9 protein-coding genes and 1 pseudogene are annotated in these 15,223 nt (G+C 36.3%); 9 read left to right on the forward strand and 1 reads right to left on the reverse strand.

Annotated features, from left to right (window positions below; translation table 11 throughout):
* The first annotated feature begins 581 nt into the window (after window positions 1-581).
* Window positions 582-2,225, forward strand: coding sequence for a hypothetical protein (locus IGK61_RS02430; protein ID WP_254777439.1), 1,644 nt, complete (start codon window positions 582-584; stop codon window positions 2,223-2,225).
* 776 nt (window positions 2,226-3,001) lie between these two features.
* Here the strand turns inward: IGK61_RS02430 and IGK61_RS02435 are convergent.
* Window positions 3,002-4,330 (reverse strand): annotated as a pseudogene (locus IGK61_RS02435) (IS3 family transposase).
* A gap of 533 nt (window positions 4,331-4,863) precedes the next feature.
* Between IGK61_RS02435 and IGK61_RS02440 the strand changes: the two are divergent.
* The 8 genes from IGK61_RS02440 (at window position 4,864) to IGK61_RS02475 (ending at window position 14,615) form a co-directional block, all read left to right on the forward strand.
* The gene (locus tag IGK61_RS02440) at window positions 4,864-6,201 is read left to right on the forward strand and encodes a DUF2142 domain-containing protein (protein ID WP_254777478.1); all 1,338 of its coding nucleotides are present in this window, start codon (window positions 4,864-4,866) and stop codon (window positions 6,199-6,201) included.
* Between the two features lie 694 nt (window positions 6,202-6,895).
* Window positions 6,896-7,825 (forward strand): glycoside hydrolase family 113, encoded by a 930-nt coding sequence (locus tag IGK61_RS02445; protein WP_438844668.1) that lies wholly within the window; start codon window positions 6,896-6,898, stop codon window positions 7,823-7,825.
* An 82-nt stretch (window positions 7,826-7,907) separates the two neighbouring features.
* Window positions 7,908-9,215 (forward strand): ABC transporter substrate-binding protein, encoded by a 1,308-nt coding sequence (locus IGK61_RS02450; RefSeq protein WP_015508931.1) that lies wholly within the window; start codon window positions 7,908-7,910, stop codon window positions 9,213-9,215.
* An 84-nt stretch (window positions 9,216-9,299) separates the two neighbouring features.
* Window positions 9,300-10,181: a carbohydrate ABC transporter permease gene (locus IGK61_RS02455; RefSeq protein WP_005227426.1), complete on the forward strand. Its 882-nt coding sequence runs from the start codon at window positions 9,300-9,302 to the stop codon at window positions 10,179-10,181.
* A gap of 2 nt (window positions 10,182-10,183) precedes the next feature.
* Window positions 10,184-11,011 carry a carbohydrate ABC transporter permease gene (locus IGK61_RS02460; RefSeq protein WP_005227428.1) on the forward strand — a complete coding sequence of 276 codons (828 nt, stop codon included), beginning with the start codon at window positions 10,184-10,186 and terminating at the stop codon, window positions 11,009-11,011.
* Window positions 11,012-11,023: 12 nt separating this feature from the next.
* The gene (locus IGK61_RS02465; protein WP_254777477.1) at window positions 11,024-11,614 is read left to right on the forward strand and encodes a hypothetical protein; all 591 of its coding nucleotides are present in this window, start codon (window positions 11,024-11,026) and stop codon (window positions 11,612-11,614) included.
* Window positions 11,601-13,832 carry an alpha-galactosidase gene (locus IGK61_RS02470; protein ID WP_074536876.1) on the forward strand — a complete coding sequence of 744 codons (2,232 nt, stop codon included), beginning with the start codon at window positions 11,601-11,603 and terminating at the stop codon, window positions 13,830-13,832. Before IGK61_RS02465 ends, IGK61_RS02470 begins: the two co-directional genes overlap by 14 nt.
* A gap of 69 nt (window positions 13,833-13,901) precedes the next feature.
* A complete protein-coding gene (locus IGK61_RS02475) occupies window positions 13,902-14,615 on the forward strand; it encodes a GntR family transcriptional regulator (protein ID WP_005227435.1) in 714 nt (237 codons plus the stop codon).
* The last annotated feature ends 608 nt before the right edge of the window (window positions 14,616-15,223 follow it).

A 15,223-nucleotide genomic window follows, 5' to 3' on the forward strand; every position in this document is an offset into this window, starting at 1 on the left:
TAAATCTGTAATAAGGTCTATAAATCGTTGTTAATTCAGTGATCAATAGACCATTTTATTTTTTGAAAAGAGAGAAAAAATGTTGCTGTTTCTGTTCTATTCAGAATTGCAGGTATTGCAAATGATATATATTCAAAATTCTTAGATTGAAGTACAGTGAGACTATTTTGTTTATGAAAGAAATATTTATTACATTGTAAAATCTAGGGAAGAAAAGATCTGACTACCCTTGGCATGTTTTGCTTTGTTTTCTATTAGGACTATTTTTTTATTATTCGATTAAATCTATTTCGGCTATTGTAGAAATGTGGTAATTTAGTTAGAATGTTTATTGTTAGCTATTAGATCTGATTAGGATTTTTTTGTAGTTATGAAAATGGTTAATGCGTCAAAGCTATTTACTTGCGGAATAAAGAAAAAGGCAATTGAGTGAGATTAGTAGGAGGAAATTTTGGCATGCAGGGTGAAGAAATAGGGGCAATGAGGAGAACAAAAAAAATAGTCAGACAAAAGATACTACAAGAAAAAAATATATCTTTTATATTGGCATATTCTTTTGTATTAGTTTGATTTATGTGTATGTGAATAGTTATTTTCTGGTATCTGGTGCAGATTTTGATTTTCATACAAGCAGAATTATTGGTTTAGCTAATTCTTTGGAAAATAATCACTGGTTTCCAAAAATAAATTACTATATGGCAAATGGCTTAGGATATGGAACACCGATGTTTTACGGGGAATGGTTTTTATATATACCAGCAATCTTGATAAGTTTTTTTAATTTTTCCGTTGTTCAATCTTGGATGGCGTTGTATGTTTGCTTTTATACGGGTTCATTGACCATTCTTTTTTTTACAGCTAAAAAATTTGAGCTTAGTGACTTTCGAGCATTTTCATTCTCTGCATTGATTATTTTCAACTCTTTAATGGCAACTATAGTGAATGGGGCAATAGCTTTTGCTATATGCTTAGTACTATTGCCTTTGTTATTGTACTATCTGTATCAATTATTTTATTTTGAGAAGACGAATATAGCAGCTGTTTCAATTATAGCTGCAATTATTGTCAATACACATATCTTAAGCACAATGGTAGTTGCATTAATATGTCTTTTATTCTTTTTTTTAAATATACGAAGAGTAAATGGTAAAGTAATGCTTGCTTTAATGAAAACCATTCTTTTAACAGTGGGATTCTCCGCCTTTTTCCTTTTGCCATTACTAGAGCAGAAAGCCTCACAAGAGCTGATTGCATTTCATACACCTAATGCTTTTAGGTATACTAGTGTAAAAGGGATAGGGACTATTTTATTTAATTCTTTGAACGATAATGTAAGAACCATTAGTAATTTCCCGACATTAAGCGCTGTTGGAGTCATTCTTTTAACAGCTACATTGCGTAAGTTTGATATGAAACCAAGCCTGCTAAGAGATTTATCTTTCCTCATATTTGCATTGATTATTTTAGGAAGTAACATGTTTCCTTGGATAGAATTTTCTTCGTCCTCTCTAGGAGCTGTTCAATTCGTGGGAAGATATCTTGTATTTGCACTCATTCTAATCATACTTTTAAGTGTTCTGAATCATAAAATACCAAATTATTTGTTTGTGTTTTGTATAGTTTTGACAATTTTTTTGGGAATTTCTCGGAATACATTCCCAGATTTTACGACATCCGATAATCCGCAAGAAGTAATTATTCTTTATAATAGTCCAGAATATGAACAAAAAAAGTTAAATAGATATGAAGATTTGAATGCTATGAGAAGCGGTGTAGAAGGAAAATCAGTGGTTCTGGGTGTTTCAGGGGGAGAGTATTTAAATATTGGTGCCGATCCTAGCAATTTATCAACAAATGGCGAACCAACAATCAAAAATGGACAAATAGTGGGTACTGATAAATCCTATGGAAAAATAAAAATCCAATATACTATTGATAATGAAGAAAAAAAAGCAGAGATTGTGGTCCCATTGTTATGGTATAAGGGGTATGTTGCAAATTATTCAAAAGGAGCCAAAGGAAGTCAGCCTAACTTGCTTTTATCAGAAACGACTGGAAAAGCACTTGAGGATGGCAAGATAACATTGCTAGCAGAGAAAAGTGGCTCAGTTGAGATTTATTACGCTGGCACACTTATCCAGAAACTCTCGGCATGTCTCTCTGTATTTTTGGTATTGCTTGTATTGACTTTTAAAATTAGAAGAAAAGTAATGACTAAAAAATGAATTTATTAGTATATCTCTGTGAGTGAGGTGTCTCATAAAGATATGACATTAATCTTTAAATGATCGTTCTAACTCGATTAACTCTAAAATGAGTTTAATAAAGCAATTACTGTATTATAAAGCGATTAAATGACGATTATTGTCAATAATGATGAATGGGGTATGCAGAGCGTGAGAGCGACATTGATCGTAAAGTATGCTTTCGAAGTGTGTCAGATGCAAACTCAAACTCCGAGACACTAAAGCCACAACTGAGGTTGTTAAATCGTTAAAAGTGATGAAAGAGAAACGAGTAAATAAGTTGTTTATACGTTTGTTGGTATGGTTTGATCCCGGCAAATTGATTGGACTAAAAATGAAGAAAACTAGTGATAGAGAGTGTCATTTCCCCCGAAAGAAGAACTTGATCGATAGACCCAATCGAACACTCTGCAAACTATCAAAAAGAACATATTATTTATGATATGTTTTTTGAAGGTCAGTCTTAGTCAGAAATTGTTTCAGGTGGACTTTTTCTCATAGCTGTCATGGATTTACCAAATTCAAGTGCAGTGATTGGATTGCTAATCAAGTTTATATAGAGAATTGTCAAGAGGTATATAAGTAAATAACTTTGAGGCATTATACATCTTATTTTCTTATATAAAAAGTATATTCCTCTTTTAAGAAAGAAAAAGTGTACCCCGAAGCTTGCTGGACAATTGTAGTGACCCCAAAAAGTTAGACTTTTATGGAGTGGAGAAATCCACTCCTTTTTTGTACGATAAAATTAACTGTTAGACAGCTGTTTTTACAGCTTCTCTAAACTGAACCGGACTTCGCCGATTTAATTTCTTTTTGATGCGTTTATGTTTGTAATAATAGATATATTGGTCAATTTTTGTTTTCAATTCATCAAAACTCCGATAGATTTCTCCATGAAAAATTTCTTGCTTTAATAAACCAAAGAAGTTTTCCATAGGTGAGTTATCTAAACAATTCCCTTTAGGAGACATACTCTGGAAGATTCTACGAAATGGGCAATCATTTGTTATCTGGATTGCTTCTTCTAATCCTTCCATTATGGCTAGTGCGTTTGGTTTTTCAGAAATCCGATAAGATAGAATTTCACTATTGTAAAGATCCGTGAAAGGATCTAAATACAGCTTTTTCTGACGAACGACACCTGTGGTGTCTACCTCATAATACTTAAACTCTGTGGTATTAGTTGTAATTTTTTGGTGACAGATATTTGTATAAAACCGACGATGAATACGATTTTTGGCGACAGTGCCAACCTTCCCACGATAAGAATTGTACTGTCGAGATTTTCGAGTGTAAGACTTTACTTCGATACCTAGTTTTTTTATCAGACGTTGAATCTTCTTTTTATTGACATGAATCCCTTGATTCTCTAATTTTTTTTGTCGCAGACAGCCATAGTATTTATGCTCTCTGCGAATTTCAAGCACTTTTTCTTCAATTTCTTGGTCTGGGTTTAGTCTGTCAAACCGTTTCTGCCAATACATATAGGTTGCTTTAGGAAATTTCAATGTTTCAAGACGCTCAACTAGTTTGAATGATCCTCGGAGGCTGGCGATGATTCGTGCGATTGATTCTTGCGTCTTTGTTGGGCTTCCTGTTTTCGCAGCTTCCTCAACTCTTTTAAAAAGGCATTCTCAATTTGAAGGGATCGTACTTGCTTTTCTAATGCCTTAATACGGTTGTGTTCTTCAGTTGTTGTACTTTCTTTTTTGTTTTCTTTTTTTCTAGTCAAAGTAAGTGGTCGCCCTTTCTCTTTTGAGAGCCCTTCAATACCTGCTTCTCTGAAATTACGCATCCAATTGGCAATAAGCGCAGGGTTGTTCATTTCTAAAGTGCTGGCAACTTCTCGATAGGACATCTCACTTTTTTGATATAACTCTAGCGCATTTAACTTAAATTGAACAGAATATTACTGATTTTGATGCTTTCTCAATAGCCCTTCCTCTCCGTATTCACGATAGGCATTCACCCAATCACTTACTTGAGACACCGCATTTGTTGGCAAGATGACGATATCCGCCCACGCCACTAAGATATTCTTTAACGATTTTTAGTTTTAATTCAAAAGGATATTTTGCCATACAAATAACGACCCCCAAAAGTTAGATTCTTTGGTCTAACTTTTGGGGGTCGCTTCAAATCAAGCGAGGCGGGTATACTTTCTTTTTCATTTTCCCGCATCGAAAATAATATATCTTGCTTCTATTCTGAAAAATTGGTTTGGTTTCTTGAGGAATATCATCAAAATTATTGGTCTGACTTTTTGTTAGCTGTTAAGAAATCTTCTGATTGATGATCAAAATGAGAAGAGCTGTTTTTTTCCGTATTGTTTCCGATCAGAATATATTGCCTTTTAGATAAAACTCATTATATAGCGATTGTGTGATAATGGATTCGAACAACTAATTTAAATTGTGATTTTCCAACGAAATACTTTTCCTTAAATGAATGAAAGTAAAATCAGTTTCATGCAAATAAACGGCGACCATCTGCTCAAACACTACTGCTTATGATTGGATTGGTATTTTTGTTATTTAAATTGTATTAATATTGAGAAACTGCTATCATTATGTGTTGTTAGTGGAGTATTCAATTTTTTGAAAGGGGGCTTCTAGTGGGAACCTCATTACCAAGTAAACAGAACTTTCCAGAATTCTTTTACTTATTTGCAATTATGATTTTCGGTGTAATCTCAACATTTATTACGTATCCCATAACCAACGGGGATGAAGGGTATCATTTAAGCAGGAGTTATACTATTTTCTCTGGAAATAATCCTGATTCAATGAAGACTGATACTGTGCGTAACCTTGAATTAATGGCGATAGCATCGAATAAGGAAGAACATGATTTTGACGTAGGCTCTTTCTTTAAAACAAAGTTGTCGGATGTCCAGGAGGACACGTTAAGCTTCCATCTGCAAAGAGAAAATAATTCAATCCTCAAAATAGGTATAGGTCATCTTCCAGCAGCCATAGGTGTGTTGATAGGTAGATACGTTTATCCCAGTTACGGTGTCATGTTAGTCTTTTCCAGACTTTCAAACTTAGTTTTTTTCGCGATCAGCTTATTCTTTATTATCAAAAGCAGTAAGGTAGCGAAATGGGCGTTGGTCATGCTGTTTTCAGTGCCATTTTTACAGAAAATTGCTAGTCCAAGTTATGATGTCTATTCTTATGTGGTTCTTTCAGCGTTTATGGTCAATTTATTGAACTTAGCTAGAGTAACTAGATTTAAAGATGTAACCAAAAAAAAGATAGGCTATACCCTTCTTACGATTTTTTTCATTTTGTTTGCAAAGAATAATTATGTTTTTGCATTACCTTCATTGTTTTTTCTGCCGTTGTTTACAAATAAAGCAACAGAGATATACACACGACAGAGGAAAGGCGTTCGCTTCGCTTTTTGGATTTTTATCATGTTAGCCGCTGTTGTTGTACTGTATTTCTTAAATCAGATATTTGGTTTAAGCAACTTTTTTAAACAATTTATTCATTCTTATTTGAATACTGAAACAATGGATCGAAGAGGAAGAACCTTGTTCAATGTAGTTTCTACCATATTGCCAGATATGTTTAATCTGTTCTGGTTGTTGTGCTTGTTTTTTGTGATGTTAACTGAAAGAAAATTCTCATGGAAACCAGCATTTATTGTGGGATTGATTGCAATTTTCTTCACAAATTGGGTTGGGGTTTTTGCCGGTTTTTATCTCATATTAGATAAACCAACCCAAGCATTTGATGAACTTAGTGGACGCTATCTGCATCCCTTTATTATCTGCTTCTTACCTTTTATCCAAACGATAAGTTACAGATACAATTTAGTATCCTCGCAAAAAGCAGTAAAAATGGTGGCGATTTTTTCTACAGTCTTAATAATGACATTATATTTGGTTGTTTGCTACTATAGAGGGTATGTTATTCATACCACACCTACATGGACGACAAGGTAAATGAATGGGGGGGCTGACCAAGTGAACTGGACATCCATTAGTAAACTAAAAAGTCAGACTTTTATGGAGTTGAGAAATCTACTCCTTTGTTTACCTCTTTCACCAACTTCATTTTACGACGTGCGCTAGCAAAGATTTGCATGTCTAGAGGGAAACGTAAGAGCTCTCGCAAAAAAACTCCTTTCTATTTAGGGTGCGACCGTTTCCTAAATAGAAAGGATTTTTTGTGTTTGAGAATTATAAAGACAAAAGGTGGACAACAGGAAATCAGCAGTCATTTTTGAATACCAAAAAGGAAATAATCGCTTTTGATCAAATAATCTTCTGTATGAATGGCAAGGAATCCAAAACAAGTGAAAAATGCCTTTATCGTTGAGGTCTGTTTGATATGCTCAACAAACAATTTCCGCAAAAGTATATATTTATATTGAATAAAGTATAAATATTGTGTAACATATTAAAGAAAGCGATTACAAAGACAGGTAAATGGAAACTGAAGAACAATCATGAATGATAGTCTGGGCATAACACTCTTCTTACCAAGGGATCAGAACATACTATGGCAGTTTTCTTTTTCATACTACTCTTAAAGCTTAAAAGTCTTGTGGAAAAACAATGAGAAGAACAATAGGCTGTTTACACGTTCGGTATAGCCCAGCAGCATTTTATTTTCGTGTAGAAAGGAAAGAACTATATGGATCAAATCAATGCAGTAACATTTGGGTTTATGGCACGACGCGGCGAATGGGAGACGGAAATATGTAAATCTTCACTAAAAATCATGAAGAAGAGATGTGGTGCAACTCATGTCATTTTACCGATTGTAGTGACGCAAAAAACTCCACAATCCACAGTGATTGATTGGCAAGCAGAAACGGTTCTAAGTGATCTCGAAGTGATCCAACTGATACACTATGCCAAAGACATCGGTCTATCTGTGATTTTAAAACCAATGGTCAATGTCGCTGACGGGACATGGCGTGCGCATATTAATTTTTTTGATCATGATGTCCCATGTGAGCCTAAATGGTCTGAATGGTTCAGCTCCTATGAAGCGTATATTTTACATTATGCAGCGATTGCTGAGAAAACCCAGTGTGAAATGTTTGTTGTTGGCTGCGAGCTGGTTAATTCAGATCGACGGGAAGCACAGTGGCGGGAATTGATTGCAAAAACAAGAAACAGCTATGCTGGACAAATCACTTACAACTGTGACAAATACCAAGAAGACCATGTTGCTTGGTGGGATGATCTAGATGTAATTTCTTCTTCAGGTTATTATCCCATCGATCAATGGGAATCTGAATTGGTTCGAATTGAACAGGTTGTAAAAAGATACAACAAACCCTTTTTCTTTTGTGAAGTAGGTTGTCCTAGTCGTAAAGGGAGCCAGTATTTGCCGAATGATTGGCAGTTGAATGGATCTGTTGATCAATCTGCACAAAAAGCATGGTATGACAAAATGTTTGCTGCTTGTCAAAAATATCCTTGGGTTAAAGGGTTCGGCATTTGGGACTGGAAAGCCGACGTATATCCGCTGGAATTAGTCGACAATGACACAGATTATGCTATCTATGGAAAAAAGGCAGAGAAAGTAATAAAAAAATATTTTGAAGAAAAATAATAAAAGTATATACATTTAAAATAAAAAGTGATAATATCTAAATGTAATCGTTTTCTTTATAATTTTATTAGGAGGAGAGAGCATGAAATTGAAGTTTTTGAAGGTATCTGGGGTTATAGCAGCAGTTGGGATTTTAGGAGCTTGTGGCACTGGCAGCTCCAACACTGATTCTGATGGAAATGAAGTTGAAACAATTACTTTTATCAACCATAAAACTGACTGGGAAGGAAACGGGAAATGGGATGAGTATATGGCGGAATTCAATGAAAAATATCCCAATATCAATGTCGAAATTCAAACGATCACAGATTATGCTGGTCAAGTAAAAACAAGAATGAACAGCAAAGAATATGGTGATTTGCTAATGATTCCTGGTGATATAAATCCTCAAGATTATAGTACATTTTTTGAACCGCTAGGAGACAAAAGCGAACTTTCTGAAAAATATTTAGGCTTAAATGATCGTTCTTATCAAGGAATATCTTATGGCATTCCAACTCAAATGAATGCTACGGGTATGGTGGTAAATATGCAAGTCTTTAAAGATGCCGGCATTGAAGATTTTCCAAAAACACCGGAAGATTTTATAGAGGCTTTAGAAATGATCAAAGAAAATGATGAAGATGTGACACCATTGTATACAAACTATGCAGCAGGTTGGACTTTATCAAATTGGGATTTTGTTCGTGCAGGAGCGGCGGGTGATGCTGATTTTACTAATAAGATGACTTCTGACCCCGCACCATTTTCTGATGGAAAAATTATGAATACGATATACAGTACACTTTATCAAGCAAGCAGCAAAGGTTTGATTGAAGCAGATCCGACTACCACTGATTGGGAACAATCAAAAATTGATTTAGCCAATGGTAAAATTGGTGTTATGGTATTGGGCAGCTGGGCAGTACCGCAAATACAAGAAGCAAATCCAGACAATGCAGAAAATATTACTTTTCAGGCCTTTCCAATGACTGCGCCGGACGGCAAGCAATATATGGGGGTTGGCGGCGACTACAACTTAGGCATCAATGTCAATAGTGAACATAAAGAAGCTGCAAGAAAACTATTGGATTGGCTGGTGAACGAGTCAGATTATGCTAAAGACAATGGCGGTCTTCCTTCATTGATTGGCGCAGAATATCCAGACTCTTTAAAAGACAGTCAGGCAGCTGGTGTTGAGTTATTAGAAGAGAACCCTGCGCCAGAAGGAAAAGAATCCTTGTTCAGCGATATTAATAACCAATCAGAACTAGGCATTGGATCAACTGATAACGAAAAACAACGCATGATAGATTCGGCAATTGGGAATACATCTGAAAGTTTTGACGCTATCATGGATGATTTTAATTCTCGATGGTCAAACGCTATAGAGGCAGTTTCAGGTAACTAATATTTGAAGCGATTCAAAGAAAGCTGCTTAACATAGATGTGCAAGCATCTGTTTTAAGCGGCTTTATTTTTAGGAGTGTGAATCATGAGAAAAATTAAGATGTCACAAAAAATGGAGAAACGTTTAATTATTTTTTCTTTTACCATTATTCCTCTAGTGCTGTTGCTAACGTTCTCTTACTATCCCTTAGTAAAAATGTTTCAATATAGTATGACAGATTGGAATGGCTATAGTCCCAACAGTAGTTTTGTCGGGATAGATAACTATCGAACGGTTTTAACGAATCCTGCTTATTTCACTGTATTTAAGACAAGCATGTATTATTTTATTGCAACCTTTTTTCAATTAGGTCTTGCGCTATTATTTGCAACGATTCTATCGTTTAAAGTAAAGTTTGCCAATTTTTGGAAAGGGATTTTGTTTTTTCCATACTTGTTGAATGGTGTGGCGATTGGATTTATCTTCCTTTATTTTTATAAAGGTGGAGGAACATTAGATACTGTATTGACTGGTCTAGGGCTTGAGAGTCAAATTCGTTTATGGTTGGGTGATCGGTCAATCAACAATATTTCACTGGCATTTACATCCATCTGGCGCTACACGGGATTCAATTTTTTGATTTTCTTAGGAGCGATCCAATCGGTCAATCCGGAAGTCTACGAGGCTGCCGAGATTGATGGGGCAAATCGTTGGGACGAATTTTTATACATTATATTGCCGAGTATTCGCAACATTATTTTCTTGAATATTATCTTAGGAGTCAGCGGTTCGTTGAGCGTATTTGACATCCCGTATATTATGACTGGCGGATCGAATGGCACCACTACTTTTGTTATTCAGACGATCGATACTGCCTTTAAGTACAACAAAGTTGGCTTAGCATCCGCAATGGCGATTATACTGTTGATGATTGTGGTGGTCGTTACAGCGATTCAACGATTAGCAACACGAGAGAAAGGAGCCTAGCTATGAAGAGAAAATCATTCACGATCGGGAAGATAGTTCAATACGCTGTCTTGCTTTTGGGGACTGTTGCAGCAATTTTACCGATCCTCGTTGTATTTATCGGTTCATTAAAATCAAATGATGAATTTTTGACCACCGGTGTTTTAGCATTGCCTCAATCTTTTGATTTTAGTAATTATAAAACAGCATTTGTAAATGGACAAATGCTGTTAGGGTTTAAAAACACGATGCTTATTTTTGCTATTAGTATGGTTGGAAAACTTACGCTGGGTTCGATGTTTGCTTATGTAATGAGCCGGTTTGATTTCAAATTAAAAAAAGCCATCATGCTTTTGTTCATGATGGCAATGCTGATCCCAGGAATCACAGCTCAAGTAGCAACATTTCAAATTATCAATAACTTAGGATTGTTTAATACAATGTGGGCAGTGATTGTATTGAACTTAGGTACAGATGTTATATCGCTGTATGTGTTTATGCAGTATCTCCAAGAGATTCCCATCTCGTTGGATGAATCAGCGTTTTTAGATGGTGCCAGCTATTTTGGGATCTTTTGGCGTATCATTCTCCCCAATTTAAAAGCACCGATCGTTACCATGTTGATCATTAGCGGTGTAGGTGTTTATAACGACTTTTACAGTCCGTTTCTTTATATGCCCGACCGTAATTTGAAAGTGATTTCCACGGCATTATTTGCTTTTAAAGGTCCCTATGGAAGCAACTGGCCAGTTATTTTAGCGGGAGTAGTTATTGTGATCATTCCGATATTGATTGTGTTTTTAGCTTTACAAAAATATATTTATAATGGTGTAGCTGGGTCGGTGAAATAAGGAGGAAGTGTTATGCTGCAAACGTCATCACGCGTCGTTCTTTTTATCGAAAAGTGTTATCAATGCATCAGCAATTCTTTCTTTTTTTGGGGAATGGTTATTCGTCACTTAATTGTGTATGGATGGTCTAGCGCGATGCGAAGAACACTGCTTAGACGAAATATGCAAACAGACCAACAAGTGGCAGAAAGCTCAAAACGCTGGCATCCCTTTGACTCTATTCTTTCAACGATGTTGACAAGCGGATTAAGCTTGTTTTGGCTCAGTCAGTTTTCGAATACTGAAAGCAGGATGTCTGGTTTGATCAAAGTAGTAGGGACAACCTTATCGATTCTATCATATCTTATAATGGTTTATTATCTTCTAGAAAGTGAAAAAAAAGGACCTGGGGTAGCAGCTTTGTATCAAGGTATCAAGAATATCGTTATACGACCATTTTTCACATTCTTTCTAGTGTCGCTCTTTATTCTGGCAAGTCTTCTTTGGGTAATAAATCCCATTCTGTTTTTTTCGGCAGCACCAGGAATTGTGGTCGAATTTATTTATCAAGGAAAACAAAAAATTTTTTTAGCCCTGAAAAGGAGAAAATATGATCTATATTAATAATAATAAGGAGTTTCACTTAACGAATGGAATGATTAGTTATATCTGTAGGGTTGAGGAAAAAACAGGTGTCTTGGAGCAGCTATACTTTGGATCAGCCATTCCTCATCAACCAACGTTTGATTACTTGATTGAACGTGAGATTCGTCCTTCTAATAACTTCAAGAAAGAGGACCATACCTCTTCGCTGGAACATATTAAGCAAGAAATGCCAATGTATGGGACAACAGATTTTCGCTATCCTGCCGTTGAAGTTCAATACCCAGATGGAGATGCTATCAGTCATTTTAACTATTCGAATTATCGGATATCAAATAAAAAGAGAAAAATCCCTAATTTGCCAACTAGTTTCTATGACGAAGCAGAAGCTGAAACGCTGACGATTGTATTAAAAGATCGTTATTCTTCTTTGACAATTGAAATGGATTACACTATTTTCAGAGATTTCCCTATCATTTCTAGACAGAATCATATCGTGCATCATGATGATTGCCGTTACCAATTGATGCGGTTTATGAGTATGAGTCTTGATTTGCCAATAGATGACTGCGATTGGCTGCATTTAGATGGTGCTTGGGCCAGGGAAACGCAAGTGAAGAGGGACAAACTGCATAGTGGATTGCAGCAAATTTCCAGTACCCGCGGTGCCAGCAGTCATATCCACAATCCCTTTTTTGCAATATGCGAAAAGTCTGCAACTGAATTTCAAGGAGACGTGTACGCATTTAGTCTTATTTATAGCGGAAATTTTGTTGGACAAATCGAAGTGGATACATATCGTATCTCTCGTGTTCAAATGGGGATCAATCCCTATCAATTTTCTTGGCAATTAGAAAAAGGTGACGTTTTCTCCAGCCCAGAAGTCATAATGAATTATGCACAAAATGGCTTTAATGAAATGAGTAGAAACTTCCATGCTTTTTTTAAAAAGCATTTTATTCGCCAAACGTGGGCATCGAAGGAACGTCCTGTGTTGATAAATAATTGGGAAGCCACTTACTTTAATTTTGAGGAATCAAAGATTCTGGCATTAGCTCAAGAAGCAGCCGATTTAGGGATAGAATTGTTTGTTTTAGATGACGGCTGGTTTGGTCATCGAGACAATGATGCTTCTTCATTAGGAAACTGGCAAGTCGACAAAAGGAAATTACCGCATGGCATTCGCAGTTTATCACAAAAAATCCATGAAAAAGGTTTGAAATTCGGGCTATGGTTTGAACCAGAAATGGTTTCTATGGATACACCTCTTTACCAAGCTCACCCTGATTGGATAGTGGGGCACCCGCAAAAGAACATTTCACATGGGCGAAATCAATACGTGTTGGATTTTAGTCAGAATTGCGTCATTGACTGTATTTTTGAACAGATGGATGCAGTGTTAAAGGCATGTGAGATTGATTATGTGAAGTGGGACATGAATCGCTATATCTCAGAAGCGTATTCCGTCTCGTTAGGAAAACAGCGGCAAGGCGAGTTTTTCCATCGTTATATTTTAGGCGTCTATGCTTTGTACGAAAAACTGTTAGCAAAATATCCTGATTTGTTAATAGAATCCTGTGCTGGCGGCGGCGGTCGATTTGACCCTGCCTTACTGTACTATGCTCCTCAAACGTGGACGAGTGATGATACAGATGCGATAGAGCGCCTCAAGATTCAATACGGTGCATCAATGGTTTATCCGCTCTCTGCGATAGGAAGTCACGTATCTGAGGTACCTAATCATCAAGTGGCCAGGATGACGTCATTAAAAATGAGAAGTGATGTTGCCTTGTTTGGCACATTTGGGTATGAATTAGATGTGACTAAGCTTTCTCAAAGAGAAAAAAGTCAGGTCAAAAACCAGATCATACTTTTTAAAAAACATCGGACGCTGCTTCATACGGGCACTTTTTTCCGTCTGCAAAGTCCTTTTAATGGGAATGTATGCGCATGGATGGTCGTTTCTGAAAATCAAACAGAAGCTTTGATTGGTTATTATCAAATCTTAGCAGAGCCTAATCCGCCTTATCAGCGCTTGCGATTAAAAGGATTGAACGCAGATTTTGATTATACGATATGGGAAAAAGAACAGGTTCGAACGGGGAAAGATTTGATGGCTGTCGGCTTGATTTTTGGCGAGAATTATATTGATCGAGCATCAGATTTTTGGCAACGACAAATGGCAGGGGATTTTTCTTCAAAGCTCATTTATTTAACACGAAACAAAATGCAGGGTTAAATAACAAATAGACAAAGTAAAGGAATCAGGCTAAAATCAAAAGGGAGAGTAAGCGAAAGGTGAATGAGAATGCAAAAATATATTTATATTTCAAATGATATTCGCAATCGGATTTTAGACGGCACCTACAAAGCAAATGACCAGATTCCTTTTGAAAAAGATTTGTGTACAATGTATGACTCAAGTAAAATGACGATCAAAAAAGCGTTAGATATTTTAGTTTCAGAGGGCTTGATCATTAAGCGCAGGGGATCGGGAACATTTGTTAAGGACTTGGCTATTGAAGAGATCGAGCGTATAGCGATGGCAAATCAATTTCGAGGAACTACTGCGTTAAATCCTGGAAAAAAAGTGACTAGTCATGCGTTGACCTTTACTGTGGTAGTTGCTGATGAACTAGTCGCCAATAAGTTGAATTTGACACCAAATAGTTTTGTATATGATATTTATCGGGTTCGTTATATTGATGGAAAGCCCAAAGTCATGGAAAAAACGTATATGCCTATAGATTTGATTCCAGGTTTAAAAAAAGAAAATGTAGAAGGATCCATATATGAGTACATTGAAGAAGATTTAGGATTGGTTATTCAAAGTGGTCATCGACGGATTTCGGTTCGAAGAGCTACAGAGGAAGAATCGCAGTATTTAAAACTTGAAAAAGGCGACCCCGTCGCTGTAGCAGAACAAATTGCGTATTTTGACACCGGTGCTGCTTTCGAATACTCAAGATCGGTCCACCGATACGATGAGTTTTCAGTGGAAATGATCCTCACCAGAAATTGAGCAATCAGCGAATTGATTGCTCAACTTTTTACACGAAAAACACAAAAAGTATTTACCAATATAATTAAAAGTATATATCAGTTTTACGGTAAAGTGCTTCTGTGAAGGTATTCTATGATGTTAGCGAATCCGCTGCAATATTAGGGGATGGAAAGAAAATGTGATTGTTGAAAAACGATCATGGATGCTTCTAAATTAGAAGAGAACGTTGACGGCAAACAAGGATGTCTTTCAGACGCAGCTTAGTGAAAGCCGCTCAATTCTTTGGAGAGAGGGAAAAGAATTGAGTTCTAGCTTTTTTTACCAGCTCTATTTGGCAGCGCAATGAGAAGCGTATAGCGCAGACATCACAGAACCTTTCACAGGAAAAAGTAGTTGACACAGTGAACGTATCAAGGCTTGTTTTTATGCTTGAGGCGATGAATGGTACCATTTTTTAGTCATTACCAGGTGCCCGATTTCTTTCACAGATAGGTCCAAACGCCTTATTACTAGCAGCAGAATGTTGTGGTGAGAAGGGGAATCAGCAACAATTTCATCGCATCTTTTTTATTTCCTGCCAATCAATGGTACATCAGAAATTCCAATAAAATTCAGCCTGTACAGTT

Origin of the sequence: Enterococcus sp. AZ063 (genome assembly GCF_051715045.1) — a bacterium.
Lineage (GTDB): Bacteria > Bacillota > Bacilli > Lactobacillales > Enterococcaceae > Enterococcus_D > Enterococcus_D casseliflavus.